14 protein-coding genes are annotated in these 16,651 nt (G+C 72.1%); 1 reads left to right on the top strand and 13 read right to left on the bottom strand.

Going from position 1 to position 16,651, the window contains the following annotated elements; all coding sequences use genetic code 11:
• Positions 1–65 precede the first annotated feature (65 nt).
• The 12 genes from HAV39_RS13755 to HAV39_RS42215 all read right to left on the bottom strand — a co-directional run bounded on the left by HAV39_RS13755 (position 66) and on the right by HAV39_RS42215 (position 12,686).
• Positions 66–1,358, bottom strand: coding sequence for a glycosyltransferase 87 family protein (locus HAV39_RS13755; RefSeq protein ID WP_191839610.1), 1,293 nt, complete (start codon positions 1,356–1,358; stop codon positions 66–68).
• A gap of 2 nt (positions 1,359–1,360) precedes the next feature.
• A complete protein-coding gene (locus tag HAV39_RS13750; RefSeq protein ID WP_191839609.1) occupies positions 1,361–2,860 on the bottom strand; it encodes a glycosyltransferase family 4 protein in 1,500 nt (499 codons plus the stop codon).
• Positions 2,857–3,639: a glycosyltransferase gene (locus tag HAV39_RS13745; protein WP_203736283.1), complete on the bottom strand. Its 783-nt coding sequence runs from the start codon at positions 3,637–3,639 to the stop codon at positions 2,857–2,859. The genes HAV39_RS13750 and HAV39_RS13745 overlap by 4 nt, the downstream gene beginning before the upstream one ends.
• Entirely contained in the window at positions 3,636–4,334 is a 699-nt protein-coding gene (locus tag HAV39_RS13740) for a transglutaminase-like domain-containing protein (RefSeq protein WP_191839608.1), read from the bottom strand. The genes HAV39_RS13745 and HAV39_RS13740 overlap by 4 nt, the downstream gene beginning before the upstream one ends.
• A 58-nt stretch (positions 4,335–4,392) precedes the next feature.
• Positions 4,393–5,532 carry an acyl-CoA dehydrogenase family protein gene (locus HAV39_RS13735; protein ID WP_191839607.1) on the bottom strand — a complete coding sequence of 380 codons (1,140 nt, stop codon included), beginning with the start codon at positions 5,530–5,532 and terminating at the stop codon, positions 4,393–4,395.
• Positions 5,533–5,537: 5 nt separating this feature from the next.
• Positions 5,538–6,983, bottom strand: a complete 1,446-nt coding sequence (locus tag HAV39_RS13730; protein WP_191839606.1) for an AMP-binding protein — start codon at positions 6,981–6,983, stop codon at positions 5,538–5,540.
• A gap of 46 nt (positions 6,984–7,029) precedes the next feature.
• Positions 7,030–7,818 (bottom strand): maleate cis-trans isomerase family protein, encoded by a 789-nt coding sequence (locus tag HAV39_RS13725; protein ID WP_191839605.1) that lies wholly within the window; start codon positions 7,816–7,818, stop codon positions 7,030–7,032.
• The gene (locus tag HAV39_RS13720; protein ID WP_191839604.1) at positions 7,815–9,317 is read right to left on the bottom strand and encodes an MFS transporter; all 1,503 of its coding nucleotides are present in this window, start codon (positions 9,315–9,317) and stop codon (positions 7,815–7,817) included. The genes HAV39_RS13725 and HAV39_RS13720 overlap by 4 nt, the downstream gene beginning before the upstream one ends.
• Positions 9,318–9,324: 7 nt before the next feature.
• Positions 9,325–10,014: an HAD family hydrolase gene (locus tag HAV39_RS13715; RefSeq protein ID WP_191839603.1), complete on the bottom strand. Its 690-nt coding sequence runs from the start codon at positions 10,012–10,014 to the stop codon at positions 9,325–9,327.
• Positions 10,011–10,925 carry a pseudouridine-5'-phosphate glycosidase gene (locus HAV39_RS13710; RefSeq protein WP_191839602.1) on the bottom strand — a complete coding sequence of 305 codons (915 nt, stop codon included), beginning with the start codon at positions 10,923–10,925 and terminating at the stop codon, positions 10,011–10,013. The genes HAV39_RS13715 and HAV39_RS13710 overlap by 4 nt, the downstream gene beginning before the upstream one ends.
• An 87-nt stretch (positions 10,926–11,012) precedes the next feature.
• Positions 11,013–11,384, bottom strand: a complete 372-nt coding sequence (locus HAV39_RS13705; protein WP_191839601.1) for an ectoine synthase — start codon at positions 11,382–11,384, stop codon at positions 11,013–11,015.
• An 87-nt stretch (positions 11,385–11,471) separates the two neighbouring features.
• On the bottom strand, positions 11,472–12,686 hold the full coding sequence (locus HAV39_RS42215) for an acyl carrier protein (RefSeq protein ID WP_203736284.1): 1,215 nt from the start codon (positions 12,684–12,686) through the stop codon (positions 11,472–11,474).
• A 185-nt stretch (positions 12,687–12,871) separates the two neighbouring features.
• On the opposite strand from HAV39_RS42215, the gene HAV39_RS13695 reads away from it, so the two are divergent.
• Complete coding sequence (locus HAV39_RS13695) at positions 12,872–13,066, top strand: hypothetical protein (protein WP_191839600.1); 195 nt, start codon at positions 12,872–12,874, stop codon at positions 13,064–13,066.
• A gap of 118 nt (positions 13,067–13,184) precedes the next feature.
• Here HAV39_RS13695 and HAV39_RS13690 read toward each other — a convergent pair whose 3' ends face one another.
• Entirely contained in the window at positions 13,185–16,214 is a 3,030-nt protein-coding gene (locus tag HAV39_RS13690) for an AfsR/SARP family transcriptional regulator (RefSeq protein WP_191839599.1), read from the bottom strand.
• Between the last annotated feature and the right edge of the window lie 437 nt (positions 16,215–16,651).

The raw sequence follows: 16,651 nt of genomic DNA, 5'->3' as shown, positions 1-16,651 counted from the left end.
AGTCGCCACGCACACCGGTGCCGCGGGGGACGCCAGGACGTCGTCCCCCGCGGCACCGGTACGGCTCAGCCCGCCAGGGCCTGCACCGGTTCGCGGACCGGGGCGGCCGTGGCCACCGCCGGCGTCACCGCCGGGGCAGGCAGGTTACGGCGCACCCAGAACGGGCCGACGATGAGCAGCAGCAGACCGGTCAGCGGGAACATCGCGCCGATCACCTGCTCCCAGGCTGCCAGCGCCATCGGCGCGGGTGGCGACTCCTGGATGCCCAGCAGCGAGAAGATCCGCACCGTGAACGCCGTGACCAGCAGCGCCGTCGTCACCGCCAGGCCCACCGAACGCTTCTGGTACGCCCGGACCGCCAGCCAGATCAGCAGCGGGATCACGTACACCCAGTGGTGCTCCCAGCTCACCGGCGAGACCAGCAGGCCGGTGATGGCCGCGGCCGAGAAGCCCAGGAAGTCCGAGCCCTGCTGGTGCACGTAACGGGCCACGGCCAGACCCGCGACCGCGACCACGGCCAGCACGACGAGCCACCAGTTCGCGAACTGCTCGACCGACATCGCGCGGGCCATCGCCCCGGACAGCGACTGGTTCGGGGTGTCGAAGACGCCGCCGGCGCGGGAGGAGTGCAGGACCAGGCCGCCCCAGTAGGTCGCCGAGTCGCCCGGCATCAGCACGAACCCGGCCGCGACCGTCGCGAGGAACGCCCCGAGCGCGGTGCCGGCGGCCCGCCACTGGCGGGTGACGACCAGGTACCCGATGAAGATCAGCGGGGTGATCTTCAGGCCGGCGGCGATGCCGATGCCGATGCCCCGCCAGCGGCCGGTGTAGCCGCGGAAGTCGAGCAGCACCAGCAGGAGCAAGAACATGTTGATCTGTCCGGCGATCAGCTGGATCCGCACCGGCAGCAGCCAGGTCGCCAGGGCGAGCACGACGACGGTCAGCACGGCGTGCACCCGCGGGTCGCGGACTCCGGCGATCCGCAGCGACAGCCACGCCACCGCGCCGAGCGCGACCAGCGAGACCGCGTTCCACACGAAGCTCGCCGCGCCGATGGGCAGGAACGACAGCGGGACGAAGAACAGGATCGCGGTCAGCGGCGGGTACAGGTACGGCATCGGGCCGTACAGCGGTGACTGGATCACCACGTCGTACAGGGAGGTGCCGTCGCGCACGGCCAGGCCGCTGGCCAGGTAGACCTTGAGGTCGACGGTCCAGCGCTGGACCCAGTAGGCGTCGTGGGTGAACACGGCCTCGGCGATCAGTGCCAGCACGATGGCGCTGAGGACCACCGCGATCGCGGTGCCGATGACGAGCCGACGGCTCGGGCGGGTGGACGGGGTTTCTGTGGTGTACATGGTCAGCCTCTCTTGAAGGTGAGTGGGCGGCGGTTGGCGGGGATCGGGCTCGGGTCGCGCGGCAGCGACGGTGCGGCCGGCTCCTGTTCCCGGATCGGGGGTCGGGGTCGGGTACGCCGGGCGGATGGCCCGGCCAGTAGCGGGGGCAGCGGATGCGGTCCGATGAGCAGGTCGTCGTGCCCGGCCAGGCGGTGCCCGGCGTCGGTGACGCCCAGGCGGGCCAGCACGCCGAGCGCGTCGTGCTCGTCGCAGCCGTTGAGCATCACGTTGACCTGCCCGTCGGTGGTGGCGACCTCGTCGGTCGGGCGCAGTGCGCCGACCGGCACGTGCGCGCCCGCGGGCAGGCGCACCAGGGTGGCGATGTCGGAGCGGGCCGAGCGGCGGCGGGCCGTGCCGGTGTGGTGCGCGCGGATCTGGTGTTCGACGACCCCGGCCAGCAGCGCGGCGCTGCGCTGCCAGGTGAAGCAGCCGGCCCAGGTCCGGCATGCCTGCGCGGCCCGTCGGACGGTCGCGGGGTCGGCCAGTGCCGTCAGCTGCTCGATCAGTGCTGCGGGCAGGTCGTCCGGGGAGTCGACGAGGTGTCCGGTCCGCCCGGCCCGCAGGAAGTCCCGGGTGCCGGGTGCCTGCAGCGCCACGCCGGGTACGCCGTATGCGGCGGCGGCCAGCAGCGGGCAGCCGCAGGCGGTGCCGGTGGCGGTGGACACGGTCAGCCAGGCGCGGCGCAGCCAGGCGTCCCTTTCGGCGTCGGTGACCCGGCCGTGCAGGGTCACCGTCGCCAGTGAGGTCGCGGCCCGGTCGCGCAGTGCGGCGAGTTCGGGGCCGTCGCCGAGAATCTCGACGCGCAGGCCCGGCACCGCCGAGGCGACCTGCGGCACGGCTTTGAGCAGCAGGTCGATGCGCTGCTCGGCGACCAGGTCCACGTCGACGACGATCGTCGGCGCCGGGGACCGGGCCGGGTCCACACCGGACCCCGCGGACGGTGGCGTACCGGGCGGGACGACGAAGATCGGGCCGCCGAAGCGGTGCCGGTGCCGCAGGTCGTGCCGTGCCGACGGGGACAGCACCACCACGGCCTGGTCGGGGCGGTTCCAGCGGGACACCGGCCCGGTGATCAGCCGGCGCAGGCGCCCGGCGGGGCGTCGGCGGATCCGGTGCACCACCGGCACCACCGGCACGGACTGGCCGGTGACCAGCGGTATCACTGCTCCGTGGTCGCCGCCGTCGAGGATGGCGTCGAACCGGGCGCCTTCGCCGACCAGGCGGGTGAGGGCGCCCAGCGGGCTGAGCGAGCGCAGGATCCGTACGCCGGCGATGGTCTGCTCGGCGCTCAGGCCCGGTGTCCGGGTCGTCGACCAGGTCACCTCGCAGCCGTCGGCGGCCCAGCGCCGGGTGATCTCGTGCAGGTAGTGCTCGACGTCGCCGGCGTGCGGGTGCCCGATGTCGTACCGGCTGAGCACGAGCACCCGCCGGGGGCTGCGCGGGATGGGGTGTGGGGTGTTCATCGGGCACCTGCCTGGCTGGTGCCGAGCCGGTCGGCCCGGTAGAGGCGCAGCAGGTCGGTGAACGCGGCCCGGCCGTCGCGCAGCGGGCGGAACGTCGAGCGTGCGTCGTCGGTCCAGGTGACGGGGATCTCGGCGATGCGGCCGCCGGCGCGGCGCAGCTGGCGTAGCAGTTCCACGTCGAAGGCGAATCCGTTGACCTGGCAGCGGTGCAGCGCCTGCTGGACCGCGACCCGGTCGAAGATCTTGAAGCCGCACTGGGTGTCGTGGATGCCGGGCACGAGCCGGCGGGCCAGTAGCCGGAACACCGACCCGCCGAGCCGCCGCAGCAGCGGCTGCGGGTGGGTCAGTTCGGCGCCGGGTGCGTGGCGGGACGCGATCGCGGCGGTGGCGCCGGCTTCGAGTTCGGCGACGGCCCGGTTGAGGGTCGGCACCGGGGTGGACAGGTCGGCGTCGATGAAGCCGACGAACCGGGCGTTGCTGCCGGCGATGCCGCGGCGCACTGCCGCACCCTTGCCGGGCCGGGAGCAGCCGACGACGACCACCTCCACGTCCCAGCCAAGAGCGTCGACGATGGTGGCGGTGTCGTCGGTGCTGCCGTTGTCGACGACGACGACGCGGGTGTGCCAGGGCTTTGCCGACAGGAAGCCGGTCACCGCGGCGAGCGTCGCGGGCAGCCGGGCGGCCTCGTTGAACGCGGGTACGACCAGTTCCAGGTCGGCGTGCTCGCGTCGGTTCGGTGCCCGCCCCGGCGGCGCCGTGCTGGACTTCAACGGGTTCACCACCCACCTCCCGGGGCGGCGGCATCGGCGATCAGGGAGCCGCGGGCGGTGGTGTGCTCGCCGGCGAACAGCTTGGGGTGGGCGGTGCGGATGCCGCCGACGACCATGTCGTAGGGCACGTCGTCGAATTCGCCGTGCTCGTGCAGGAACTCCATGTGCCGGCGGCCGTCCTCGTCGTACGGGTGGTACATCGAGTCGGTGCGTCCGTCGAACTCCAGCGGCTTGATCTTGTAGAGGTGGCAGAGCAGCTTGTTGAAGACCGGCGTGGCGCGCACCCAGCGTCCGTCGAGGTACACGGTGGTCAGGCTGTGGAAGGTGAAGATGTTGCCGCCCATCAGCTCCTCGAGGCGGGGCGAGGCGAGGTGGTTGCGCACGTCGCCGTAGTAGATGCGGCTGGGCACGCCGACCGAGCGCACCGCGGCGGCGTACACGATGGACTTGTGCACGCAGAAGCCGGTGCCGCGGGTGATCGTGGAGCTGGCCCGCAGTCCGTGGCGGGACAGGTCGGCGCCGTACACCTCGTAGTGGATGCCGTCGCGCACGGCGTAGTAGAGCGCGACGGCCTTCTCGATCGGGGTCAGGTCCGTGCCGCCGCCGGGCAGTGCCCGGGCGACGAAATCACGCACGACGTCGGAGTCGTAGTCGAGGAACTCGGTGGTCTGGAGCAGGGCGGTGTCGACGGCTTGGGTCGGCATGGTGGTTTCCTCCCGAGGTAGGGCTGGTCGATGAGGGCGGAGCGGGGTGGGGACGGCCTCATAGGCCGAGCATCTTGGCGATGCGCTGGCGCTGGATGTCGGAGGTGCCGGAGTAGATGGTCCCGGCGACGGCGTCGCGCAGGTCCTTCTCCAGGCCGTACTCGGTGGTGTAGCCGTAGCCGCCGAAGATCTGGACGGCGGACAGCGCGGAGGCCAGGTTGCCTTCGCTGGCGATCAGCTTGCTGGCGGCGATGTCGACGGTGACGTTCTCACCGTTGCCGAGCCGCTGGCCGGTGTCATACAGCCATTTGCGGGCGTTGTTCACGCTGATGTGCATGTCGGCGATGCGGTTGGACACCGACTGGAAGCTGCCGATCTTCTGGCCGAACTGCTCGCGGGTGCGGGCGTAGTCGATCGAGCGCTCCAGCCGGTGCTGCATCTCGCCGACGTTGATGATGAACGAGCAGAGGATCTCCCACTTCATGACGTGGTCCATGACGAGGTAGCCGGCGCCGAGCGAGCCGATGACGTTGGCTGCCGGAACCCGGCAGTCGTCGAGGAACAGCTCGCAGAACGGTGAGGTGCTCAGGCCCATCTTGGTGACGGGCGGTCCGACGACCAGGCCAGGTGTGTTGCGCTCGACGAGGAACGCGGTCAGCGCGGCGGGGCTGCCGCGTTTTCCGGTCAGCGCGTAGACCACGATGACGTCGGCGATGGGGCCGTTGGTGACGAACGCCTTGCTGCCGTTGAGGACGTAGTCGGCGCCGTCGCGTACGGCGGTGGTGCGCATCGCCATCACGTCGGAGCCGCCGGACGGTTCGCTGATCGCGTGCGCGCCGATGATCGATCCGTCGCAGACCCTGGTGAGGTAGCGGTCCTTGAGGTCGGTGGAGCCGAAGCGTTGCAGCGGCACGCCGGTGCTGACCAGGTGGGTGGACACCGAGAAGCTGAATCCGCCGTCTCGGCAGGCGTAGCCGAGCCCTTCCAGGACGTACATCGTGGTGAGCAGGTCCTGGCCGAGGCCGCCCCAGCGCTCGTCGAAGGGCAGGCCCAGCAGGCCGGTCTCGCGGACCGTCTGCCATGCCGCGGTGCCGAACTCGCGGTGCGCGTCGCGTTCGAGGTGGTCCTTGCCCGCGGCCTCGCCGAGCTCCTCGGCCAGGGCGCGCAGGTCGCGCTGCTCCTCATTCCAGGTGATCATGGTGGTCAGCTCCCTTCGGCGGCCGCGTGCGCGGCACGGCCGCGGCGCTGGCGCAGGACGTTGCGGTCGACCTTGCCGGTCGAGGTCCGGGGCAGGGCCTCGTCGACCAGTTCGAACGAGCCGGGTATGGCGGTGCGGGGCAGGGCGGCGGCGCAGTGCACCCGCAGGTGCAGCCCGTTGACCGCCGACGCGGTCCGGGCCCGGACCACCGCGTGCAGGATGTTGCCGGCGTGCTGGTCCGGCACGGCGATCACGGCGGCTTCGACGACCTCCGGGTGGGCGAGCACGACCTGCTCGACCTCCTGCAGGTTGGTTCGCACGCCGCGGACCTTGACCTGGTGGTCGTTGCGGCCTTCGAGGAAGACCAGCCCGGACTCGTCGCGCCGGACCAGGTCGCCGGTGCGGAACCAGCCGTCGTGCCAGCGCCCGTTGTCGGTGCCGAGGTATCCGCGGGCCCGGAACGGGGTCCGTACGACGAGTTCGCCGGTGCCGGCGCCGGTGAGCTCGGCGCCGTCGGCGTCGACGACGGTGGTCTCGACGCCGGTGATCGGGTGCCCGATCGGCATCGCACCGTGGGCGCGTACCTGCTCGGGGTCGACGTGGTACAGGAAGCTGTCGTTGGTCTCGGTGCAGCCGTAGACGTTCCACAGTCGGGCGTTGGGGAACGCCTCGACGATCCGGTCCAGCAGGGCCGGTGGCACGACGTCGCCGGTGAGCAGCACGTCGCGTACGCCGGGGAAGCGGTCGCCGCCCTCGGTCACCAGCCGGAAGAACAGCGGGACCGCCTGCACCACGGTCGGCTGCCGGTCCCGGCAGAACGCCGCCAGCCATGCCGGGTCGGCGGCTCGTTCCGGGTCCACCAGCTGCGCGCACGCGCCGGCGGCGAGTGCGGCCCACACGTCGAGCAGGCACAGGTCGAAGTTGAGGGGTGCGTAGTTGAGCACCCGCGCGCCGGGCGCGATGTCGAAGGTCATCGCCGTCCAGTCCAGGAACGCGTCGACGCCGTCGGTGGACAGTTCGACGACCTTCGGTGTGCCCGTCGATCCGGATGTGGTCAGCAGCAGGCCGGTGCCGGGCAGCGGCCGGCCGGGGGCGCCGCTGGGCCGGGCCGTGACGCGGCCGTCGGTGCTGTCGAGGATGTCCGCGCAGCCGACGAGCGCGCACAGCCGGGTCAGCGCCTCGGCGCCCAGTGACGCCGAGGGCAGCAGCACCCGGCGGCCTGCCGCGAACGCGGCGATCAGCAGCGCGATGGTGTCGGGGGTCTTCACGGCCGGGATGCAGACCGGCAGCTGCGGGTCGATGCGCAGTGCGGTCAGCGCCTGCCGGGCGAGCAGGACCCGGTTCTGCAGTTGCCGGTAGGTGACGATGTCGCTGTCGGTGGCCAGGGCCGGGGCGTCGGGTGTGGCGCCGACCTGGTCGGCGAAGGCGGCACAGAATGATGGCGTGGGCACGGTTTTCTCCTGTTCGGGTCGCTGAGGGTGGGCGGTGGTGGGCGGGTCAGGGGTGCGCGTCGACCAGGCGGCCGCCGCCGGGGACGGTGTCGTGCAGGCCGGCGATGCTGAGCAGCCGGCGCAGGCAGGCCTGGTTGGAGGTGACCACGGGGACGTCCAGTTGCCGTTCCAGCGCGGCCACCGCGTCCCAGGAGCGAAAGCCGCTGCCGGGGATCAGCACCCCGTCGGCGTCGGGCGGGAATGCGGCGGCCACGTGCCGGCTGACCTCGTCCGGGTCGACCGCCCAGCGGCCGCCCTGGTCGAACAGCCGGTGCCGCTGCACCGTGTCCCAGCCGGCGCCGAGCTGGTAGTGGACCAGGCCCGCCACCTCGTGGCCCGCTTCGGCCAGGTAGCGCTCGGCGGCGGCGAACGTCGGCGCGGTGAACCACGGCGGGGCCACCACCAGCGGGCGGCGTATGCCGAGCTCGTTGAGCCCGGCGCGGATCGCCTCCCCGGCGGTGTAGACCGGGGTGCCGCTGGCGAGTTCGCCGGCCGCGGCGGCGAAGCCGCGGTCGAACTCCAGGCCGCCGAAGAAGCTCGCCGAGGCGAAGCACAGGCAGATCGCGGTCAGGTCCATCTGGCCGAGCTGGGTCAGCCCGCGGCGGATGTCGGGGTGGGCGATCAGGTGCTGCCAGGTCTCGTGGGTGTATTCGGCGCCGGTGCTGGTGGGGCTTTCGAAGCGGGCGGCGTGCACGCTGACCCCGGCCGGTGCGCGGCGCGACAGCTCCGCCTCGACGACGGGGTCGTTGTGCACGACCAGCACGCCGAGCTGCGCGACCCAGGCCGCGGCCCTCACGGCCGGCTCCGGTCGCCGGCCGTGCCCGCGCCGACCCGCGGCTCGGCGCCGGCGGTCGGCTCGCTGTCGGCGAGCGGGGTGTCGTGGCTGGTGCCCGCCGGGCTGCCGGGGCCGGCCGGTGCGCGGCGGGGCAGGCCGAACCAGGCCAGGGCAGCGCCCGCGGCGGCGGCCACGGCGGTGGTGACGAACGCGGCCCCGAAGTCGCCGGGTCCGGGGTCGACGCCGAGGACCAGCACGAGCACGGCGACGCCGAGGGCGCCGCTCATGTACTGCGCGGTCGTCATCAGTGCGCTGCCGACGCCCTGGTTGCGGTCGTCGATGTCGGCGGTGCCGGCGATGAACATCGACACGTACGTGATGCCGTGCGCGAAGCCGGTGATCAGCAGCCCGGGCAGCAGGTGCAGCAGGTAGCTTTCGCCGTGCACCTGCACGGCCAGCAGGCCCAGGCCCACGGCGTTGCCGACGAAGGCCAGGCACAGGGTCGCCCGGACGCCGAGGGCGGCCACGATCCGGGCCGCGACCGAGTTCGCGACGGTGATCGCCGCGGCCATCGGCAGGAACGCCATGCCCGCCGCGATCGGGCCGTAGCCGCGCAGCTGCTGCAGCAGCATGGTCAGGACGAAGAACTGGTTGCCGACGCTGGCCATGTACAGCGCGGTGCTGCCGCAGCCGACCAGCAGCGACCGGGTGCGCCGCAGCAGCGGGTCGACCAGCGGGTGGGCGCTGGCGCGTTCGCGCAGCACGAACCCGGCCAGCAGCACGGCCGCGACGGCGAAGGCGGCCTGCGTGCCGCCGTAGCCCCACCCGTTGCTGGACGCCCAGGTCAGGGCGAGTGCGGTGGACAGCACGGTGCCGGTGCACAGGATCGCACTGGGCACGTTCAGCTGGCTGGCCGTGGCCGTGGTGCCGCGGCCGCGGGAAAGCCACCGCACGGCGCCGATCGCACAGATGAGGGCGAGCGGCAGGTTGATCAGGAACACCCAGCGCCAGGACACGGTGCTGAGCAGGCCGCCGATGACCACGCCGGTGGCCAGGCCGGATGCGCCGACGGTGCCCCATACGCCGAGCGCGCGGTTGCGGGCGGGGCCGGCCGGGAACGACGTGTTGATCAGGGCGATGATCGCCGGTTGCAGTGCCGCCGCGGCGACGCCCTGCACGGCGCGGGCGATCAGCAGCAGTGCGGGGGCGGTGGCCAGGCCGCCGGCGAGGGCGGCGACGCCGAACACGGCCATCGCCGCGATGAACAGGTTGCGGGGCCCGAACCGGTCCGAGGCCCGGCCGCCGACGACCAGGAAGCCGGCGAAGAAGACCGCGTACCCGCTGACCACCCACTGGATGGAGCTTTCGGACAGGTCGAACTCGGCGCCGATGTTGGGCAGGGCGATGTAGACGATGGAGTAGTCCAGGGCGATGAGGAACTGCGCGATCGCCAGGATGGTCAGGGTCGCGGCGGGCGACGTCGGCTTGGCGACGGCCCCGGTCCGCTTGAGAGAGGTCATGATCGGGTCACCTCGGGGTGAGGTCGAAGGGGCGGGCGGTGGGCGCGTCGAGCAGTGCCGGGCCGAGTGCGGCCGGGCCGGCGTAGACCGCGCGGGCGCCGGCCAGGACCAGCTCGGCGCGGGTGGCGACGCCGGTGCTGACACCGATCGGGCGCATGCCGGCGGCGTTGGCCATGCGCACGTCGTCGACGGCGTCGCCGACGACGATGCAGTCGGCCGGGGCGGTGTCCAGGGCGGCAGCGGCGAGCAGGGCCAGGTCGGGGTGCGGCTTGCCGCGCTCGGTCATGCCGTGGCAGGCAAGGGTGTCGAAGGCGTCGAGCAGCCCGGCGGCATCCAGCAGTTCGATGGCGCTGGGCCGTACCTTGCTGGTGACGACGGCCAGCGGGTGGCCGCGTTCGCGCAGCGCGGCGAGCAGTTCGGGTACGCCGGGAAAGACCAGCCGGGACGCGGACGGGATGACGGTCTGGGTGAACAGTTCCCGGGCCCGGTCGGCGGCCTGTGCGACGGCGGGGTGGTCGGCGGGCAGGTCCAGCAGCCCGGCCAGGGACGCGGCCAGCGGGCGGCCGACGGTGGCACGCAGCCGGTCGTCGGCGGCGGTGCGGCCGTGCTCGGCGACGACGGTGCGCAGCACCTTGGTCATCGCGGCGGGGGTGTCGACCAGGGTGCCGTCGACGTCGAACAGGATCGCGGTGGTCATGGCTGCTCCCGCAGGGCGCAGGCGACCTCTGCGGCCAGGGCGCTGGTGGACAGCAGCACCGACCGGTTGGCTGCGGAGGTGCGGCCGCGGGTGGCCGCGGAGACCCGGCTGAGGATGTACGGGGTCATCGCGGGTCCGTGCACGCCGGCCGCTTCGGCCTCGGCCTGGACCTCGCTGATCAGCGCGTAGACCTCCGCCGAGGGCAGCGCGTCCAGTTCGCTGATCGGATGGGTGACCAGGAATCCGCCCTGGTTGCCGACCTGCCAGTGCAGCCGGATCGCTTCGGCGAGTTCGGTGAGGTCCTCGACGCGGCGGGGATTGCGTACGCCGCTGGAGACGCTGTAGTAGGCGGGGAAGTCGTCGCAGCGGTAGCCGACCACGGGCACCCCGAGGGTCTCCAGGTATTCCATGGTCAGCGCGGGGTCGAGCAGGGACTTGGCGCCGGCGCAGACCACGGCGATGCGGTGGCGGGTGAACTCGACCAGGTCGGCGGAGATGTCGAGGCTGCGGGTGGCGCCGAAGTGCACGCCGCCGATGCCTGCCACCGCGAACACTTCGATGCCGACCTGCCCGGCCGCGACGAGGGCGGCCGAGACGGTGGTGCCGCCGTGTCCGCGGCCGGCCAGCACGGAGCCGATGTCGCGGGTGCTGACCTTCGGGATGTCCGGGGTGGTCGCGAACAGTTCGACCTGCTCGTCGGACATGCCGATGACGAACTTGCCGTCGACGATGCCGGTGCGGGCGGGGGTCGCGCCGCCGGCCCGGATGGTCTTGTCGATGTCCAGTGCGGTCTGCAGGTTGAGCGGGTAGCTCAGGCCGTGCACGACGCCGGACGATTCCAGGGCCACCACCGGTCGGCCGTAGGCCAGCGCGTCGGCGACCTCCTCGGAGATCGTGAAATAGCTGTTCATGGGTCCTCCTATACGACGGTGTGGCAGGTGTGCGGGGCCGGGGCGGCGGGCGGGGTGCGCTCCCCGCCCGCCCGCGCCGGAGGCGGTTCAGTACTCGGAGTAGCCGTCGGCGTCGAGGTTGTGCCGCTCGTGGCCCTGCAGCGGCGGGTTGAACACGCTGATCAGTTCCATGTCGGCGTCCGGGTCGGCGATCAGGAAGTGCTCGTCGTGCTGGTCGAGGGCGTAGATGACGCCGGGCTCGATTTCGTGGGTGACGCCGTCGGAGATCACCTGTCCGCGGCCGGAGATGCAGTAGCAGGCCTCAAGGTGGTTGCGGTACTGCAGCGGCGACTTCGAGCCGGCCTTCACCACCGTGTGGGCAACGGCGAAGCCCATGTTGTCCTTGGCGACGAGCAGCCGGAAGCTGGTGCCGTTGCCCCAGTCGACGGCGGGAACCTCGGTCCTGGCCTTGACGATCATGTTCGTATTCCTTTCTGTGTCCGCGCCGGGTTCGGTGGGCGGCGCGGTCGGATGGTGGGTTGGTGCACCTGGCGGTACGGGGGTGGGTCAGACGAGGCTGTGGGCCTCCTCGACGAATGCGGCGATCGAGGCCACCGAGCTGAACTGGGCGGGCGAGATGTTCTGGTCCTCGACGGCGATGTGGTAGCGGTCGGCGACCCAGGCGATGAGCCGCAGCAGCCCGAGGCTGTCGACCAGCCCGTTGTCGAGCAGGTCCAGGTCTGCCTGGAGCTGCTCGGCGGGGACGTCGGGGGCGAAGGTGGTGACGATGAACTGCCGGATCTCGGCCTCGTGGGACATGTGGGGTCCTTTCCTCGGGGCCACCGGCGGCGTTGCCGGGGCGGGCTGGTGGGGCGGGTTCGCCGCGCCGGGGTGCGCCGGCGCGCCGTCGGCAGGGTGCGCAGGGCCGGCGGCTGCGGTGCGGCTGCTGAGCAGCTCGACCAGCAGCACCTGGTCCGGGTCGGCGCGGCCGGCGTTCTCGCCGAGCACGACCTGGCGCAGATCACCGGCGATGCGGTGCGCGCCCCGGTGATGGCGGCGGACGGTGTCGGTCGTCGGGCCGAGGCCTGCGGTGGTGTCGGGCAGCGTGAGGTCGTCGACGAACACCTGGTTGACCTGTGCGAGCACGGCCGGCGGCAGGTCCTGACCGGACACGTTGACCAGCAGCGCGCCCTTGGCCAGGTGCATGGCCGCGGGTGGGTCACCGGCGGCGTAGCCGACCGGATCGGTGATGACGATCAGGTTCGCGCCGAACGCCGACTCCGCGGGCGAGGCCGCCGGGGCCAGCACGATGCCGGCCAGTTCCAGTTCCTCGACCAGCTGCGCGTCGAAGACCTGCCGGTCCGACGGCTGCCGGTGGAGCAGGTCGCGGTGGGGCCGGGTGTCGTGGTCGGAGGTGTCGTGCCGGGCGGCCCGCTGCGGGCCGGCGGCCCCGTCGGTGAGGTACACCGACAGGTGGCTGATGCCGGGCACGTGGCGCGCCAGCACGGTGGTGTGCAGTTGCGCGGCGTCGCGGGAGCCGATCACCGACGCGGTGACCACACCCCGGCCGAGCAGGTGCCGTGCCGCCAGGGCGGCCAGCACCGCGGCGCGGTACGCCGGCCGCTGCGCGGGCAGCCCGGGCGGGCTGTCGATCCGGTCCCAGATCTCGGCCGACAGGATGGACGTCGCGCCGATCATCAGCTGCACGGCCACCGTGTCGACCGGGTCGGCCGCGCCGCCCCAGAGTTCTCCGGGACCTGAACGGGCGAACAAGGTGCCCATCGGGCTCTCCCTCCGTGGTCGTGGTTGCGACTCTCACGGTGGGTGCCGGCGCTATCGGCGCGCCTTCAGGAAGTTATCGACGGGCTTGCCGCCGGGAACAGCGTTCGAAGTCCGCTTCGATAGCGGACTGCGATTTGGTGATGACACAAAGCCACGGCACAGCCACCACCTGGAGGAAAGTCACCATGTTTGTCACCCGCAACGCCGCCGCCATCGCCGTCAAGTTCGCCGTCACCGCGGCCGCGCTCACCGCCGCGTTCGCCATCGGTCTGGCCGGCGGCGCCGACGCCGGTCAGAACTCGGCGGGAGAGGTGATCTGCCCCGCGGACACGCACTGGAGCATCCAGCTGGGCACCTGCGTCCGGGACGACACCTTCTGAACCGCCTTGCCGACATAGCGCTGGGGCCGCCCGCTTAGCGGGCGGCCCCAGCGCTATGTCGGCCTCGGGCGGTCCGGCAGCCGAGCGCCAAGACCCGGCCGGCAGCCCGACCCACCGGCTAGACCGGCCGGTTGCCTGCCAGTCCAGCCCAGGCCGCGACACCTTCGGCCACCGGCGGAGCGAGCTGATCCGCCTTCGCCAGCAGCAGGTTGGCCCGCTCCTGCCAGAACGTGGAACCGAGCCGACCGAACAGTTCCGCGGCCTCCCACAGGTGCGCCGCGCCGGCCTCGGGCCGCCCGGTGGCCAACGCGATCTCGCCGAGCGAGAACCGGCAGCGCGCCTCGACCAGACGCTCGCCGAGGCTGCGGGCCCGCTCCAGGGTGTGCGCGATGATCACCTCGGCGTCGTCGGACCGGCCTTCCCGGTGGCGCAGCAGGCCCAGGCTGTACAGGGCGTGGGTCTCCCCGATCCGGTCGCCGGTGTCCCGGACGATACGCAGCACCTGGTGCAGGCACGGCTTGGCCAGATCGAGCCGGCCCGTCGCCAGGTGGACCTCGGCGAAGCGGTGCAGGACCTGCGCCTGCACCCGCAGGCAACCGGTCTGCTCGCAGATGACCAGCGCCTGGTCCAGCAGTTCGGTCGCCCCCTGGTAGTCGCCCTCGTCCATCCGGTGCTTGGCCAGGTTGCGCATGATGTGGGCCTCACCGATGCGGTCACCGACCCGGCGCATGATGTCCAGCGAGGCCGTGTACTTGCCCAGCATCGACGCGACGTCGCCGCGCAGGCCGTCGATGTGCGCGGCGTTGCGCAGCACCAGGGCACAGCCGTGCTCCAGCCCCTCCGCCCGGAACATCTCCAGCGCAGTGGCGAAGCAGTCGTCGGCTTCGGCGAGCCGGCTCTGGAACAGGTACAGCGTGCCCAGCGAGTAGCGCATCGCCGCCATGCCGATCCGGTTGCCGTCGCGTTCGGCGGCCTGGTAGGCGAGGCTGGTGCACTCGCGCCAGTCGTCGAAGTAGCCCTTGGACTCGAACAGGCTGATCATCGTCAGGCTCAGGTCCCAGCACAGCTCGCTCAGACCCGCCTCGGCCGCCTGGCGGACGGCGACGGCCAGCGCCCGCCGCTCGGCCTCCCACCAGTCTGCCGGGTCGCCGATCTGGCGGGCGGCCTCCTCGCGTGGCATGGTCCACCGCTGCGCACCGCCGTGCAGGGTGGTGTAGTTGCCGCCGTAGTCGATCTGATGCGCGGCCTCGGCCAGGGCCAGCCACCCGCCGAGCACCCGGGCCAGCGCCGCCGCGCTGTCCTGATCGGTCTCCTCCTCGCCGAGCTTCTCCGCCGCGTACACCCGGATCAGGTCGTGCAGGCGGTAGCGCACCGATGTGTACGGGTACTGCACGATGTCGACCAGGCGCGCGTCGACCAGGCTCTCCAGGATCTCCTCGGCCTCATCCGTGGAGCAGTCCAGCAGGGCCGCGGCGGTCCAGCCCGGAAAATCGGGGGCCCGCAGCAGCGAGCAGAGCCGGAACAGCCGCTGTGCCCTGCCGTCCAGCGCCCGGTAGGCCAGCCGGATGCTGGAACGCAACTCCAGGCCGTGATGGGTGAACTCGTCCAGGCGCTTGGCCTCGTCGCGCAGCCGGTGCACCAGCCCACCCAGCCGCCAGTGCGGGCGCGACGCCAGCCGCGCGCCGGTGATCCGCAGGGCCAGCGGCAGCCCGCCGCACAGGTCGGCCAGTTCGGCGGCGTCGGCGCGGTCGGCGAGGATCCGGTCCCGGCCGACCATGCCGGTCAGCATCTGCAGGGACTGCTGCAGGTCGAAGACGTCCAGGTCGATCTGCCGGACCCCGGGCAGGCCGGTCAGGCGCAGCCGACTGGCGATGATCACCCCGCATGAGGAGCTGCCGGGCAGCAGCGGCAGCACCGGCACATCGGGTGGGACGTCGTCGAGCACGACGAGCATCCGCTTGCCCGACAGCATGCTGCGATACAGCTCGCCGCGCTCGTCGACGCCGTCGGGGATGGCCGAGCCGGTGACGCCGAGCGCGCGCAGGAACCGTGCGAGCAGTTCCGCGCTGCGGTCCTGGCCGTCCCAGGTGTGCATGTCGGCATACAGCTGACCGTCGGGATAGTGTTCGCCAAGTTCGTGGGCTGCGCGGATGGCGAGGCTGGACTTGCCGACCCCGTCCATGCCCGAGATGACCACCACGGGCATGCCGCGATGGTCGCGGTCGTCGTCCGGGGAACGGCCGAGGACTTGCCGGATCTGGTCGAGCTGGTCGTCGCGGCCGACGAAGTCGGTGATGCTGGCCGGCAGCTGGCGGGGTAGGACCGGAGTCGGCTGGCGGGGTTGGGGCGGTGTCCACCTCGGCGCCGGTGGCGCGGCGGCCGGTGACGCCTCGTCGGTGGGCCCGAGCGAGGGGTCGCGCTGCAGGATGGCCCGTTCCAGGTGCTGCAGCTCCGCGCCCGGGTCCAGGCCGAGTTCCTCGGCGAGGATCTCCCGGGCCCGGCGGGCCGCGGCGAGCGCGTCGGCCTGCCGGCCGCACCGGTAGAGGGCCAGCATCAGGTAGGCGTGCAGCCGTTCCCGCATGGGTTGTTCGACCACGAGTGCCCGCAGTTCGAGGATCACTTCCTGGTGGCGGCCCAGCTCGAGGTCGAGTTGGATGCGTTCCTCGACGGCGGTGAGGCGCTGGTCCTCCAGGACGGTGGCGGCGCGCTGGACCTGGTCGCTGGAGATGCCGGACAGTGCGGCGCCGCGCCACAGGGCCAGGGCTGCGGTGAGGGTGGCGGACGCTTCGGCTTTGGCTCCCGCGTCGGCCTGCCGACGCGCGTCGGCCAGCTGGGCGGCGAACTGGAGGCTGTCGACGTGTTCGGGGGCGAGTTGCAGCAGGTAGCCGGGTGGTCGGGTGTCGATCGCCTCGGGGTGGCCGATCTCCTGGAAGATGCGGCGCAGTGCGGAGATGCAGATCTGGATCTGGCTGCGTGCGGTGGTCGGCGGGTCCGCGCCCCAGACGGCGTCGATGAGCTGGTCCACCGGCACGACGCGGTTGGCGTTGAGTCCCAGGACGGCCAGGACGGTGCGCTGGCGTGCTCCGCCGAGGTTCACCGATCGGTCGCCGATCGTCATTTCCACAGGGCCGAGAAGTCGCAGACCCATCCAGTGTCTCCCCCGCTGGCTGTATGGTCGGCTTACAATAACTCACGACAATTCTCATGTCGACGATAATCGATATATTGTATATGTTTAGGACCCCCGCTCACGCGAATCCCAATCCCTGGACCATTGCATTCACGCAGGCCCAACCACCTGCGGCACGAATTCACAAGGCAGCCGCAACGCCACTGTCCGGCGTTCACCGATCGGCATCACCAGTCCCAAGGCCCCGCCGCTCGGCGAGGCTCGGCCCCCGTTCGCGTCTCCGGGCTAGCATTCGTCAACGGTGCTGGCCGAGCCCGGGCTGACCAGGCCCCAGCGAGTGGGGCACCTTCGGGCACGACGACACCCCGTTCGACCGGGCAGTGGCCGAACTGGTTTCATACGCAGCCGGTAGAAGCTCCCGGGCGTTGGCGACGCTTTCCGGAGCGCCGGGCATA

Origin of the sequence: Catellatospora chokoriensis (assembly GCF_011297315.1) — a bacterium.
Classification (GTDB): domain Bacteria; phylum Actinomycetota; class Actinomycetes; order Mycobacteriales; family Micromonosporaceae; genus Catellatospora; species Catellatospora citrea.
The sequence above is the reverse complement of the archived record's forward strand: the minus strand, read 5'-3'. Positions and strand labels throughout refer to the sequence as shown.

Bases quoted from the DNA above. Each gene is read 5' to 3' on its own strand.
- HAV39_RS13755 (WP_191839610.1), bottom strand. From the start codon at position 1,358: ATGTACACCACAGAAACCCCGTCCACCCGCCCGAGCCGTCGGCTCGTC.
- HAV39_RS13750 (WP_191839609.1), bottom strand. From the start codon at position 2,860: ATGAACACCCCACACCCCATCCCGCGCAGCCCCCGGCGGGTGCTCGTG.
- HAV39_RS13740 (WP_191839608.1), bottom strand. From the start codon at position 4,334: ATGCCGACCCAAGCCGTCGACACCGCCCTGCTCCAGACCACCGAGTTC.
- HAV39_RS13735 (WP_191839607.1), bottom strand. From the start codon at position 5,532: ATGATCACCTGGAATGAGGAGCAGCGCGACCTGCGCGCCCTGGCCGAG.
- HAV39_RS13720 (WP_191839604.1), bottom strand. From the start codon at position 9,317: ATGACCTCTCTCAAGCGGACCGGGGCCGTCGCCAAGCCGACGTCGCCC.
- HAV39_RS13715 (WP_191839603.1), bottom strand. From the start codon at position 10,014: ATGACCACCGCGATCCTGTTCGACGTCGACGGCACCCTGGTCGACACC.
- HAV39_RS13710 (WP_191839602.1), bottom strand. From the start codon at position 10,925: ATGAACAGCTATTTCACGATCTCCGAGGAGGTCGCCGACGCGCTGGCC.
- HAV39_RS13705 (WP_191839601.1), bottom strand. From the start codon at position 11,384: ATGATCGTCAAGGCCAGGACCGAGGTTCCCGCCGTCGACTGGGGCAAC.
- HAV39_RS42215 (WP_203736284.1), bottom strand. From the start codon at position 12,686: ATGGGCACCTTGTTCGCCCGTTCAGGTCCCGGAGAACTCTGGGGCGGC.
- HAV39_RS13695 (WP_191839600.1), top strand. From the start codon at position 12,872: ATGTTTGTCACCCGCAACGCCGCCGCCATCGCCGTCAAGTTCGCCGTC.
- HAV39_RS13690 (WP_191839599.1), bottom strand. From the start codon at position 16,214: ATGGGTCTGCGACTTCTCGGCCCTGTGGAAATGACGATCGGCGACCGA.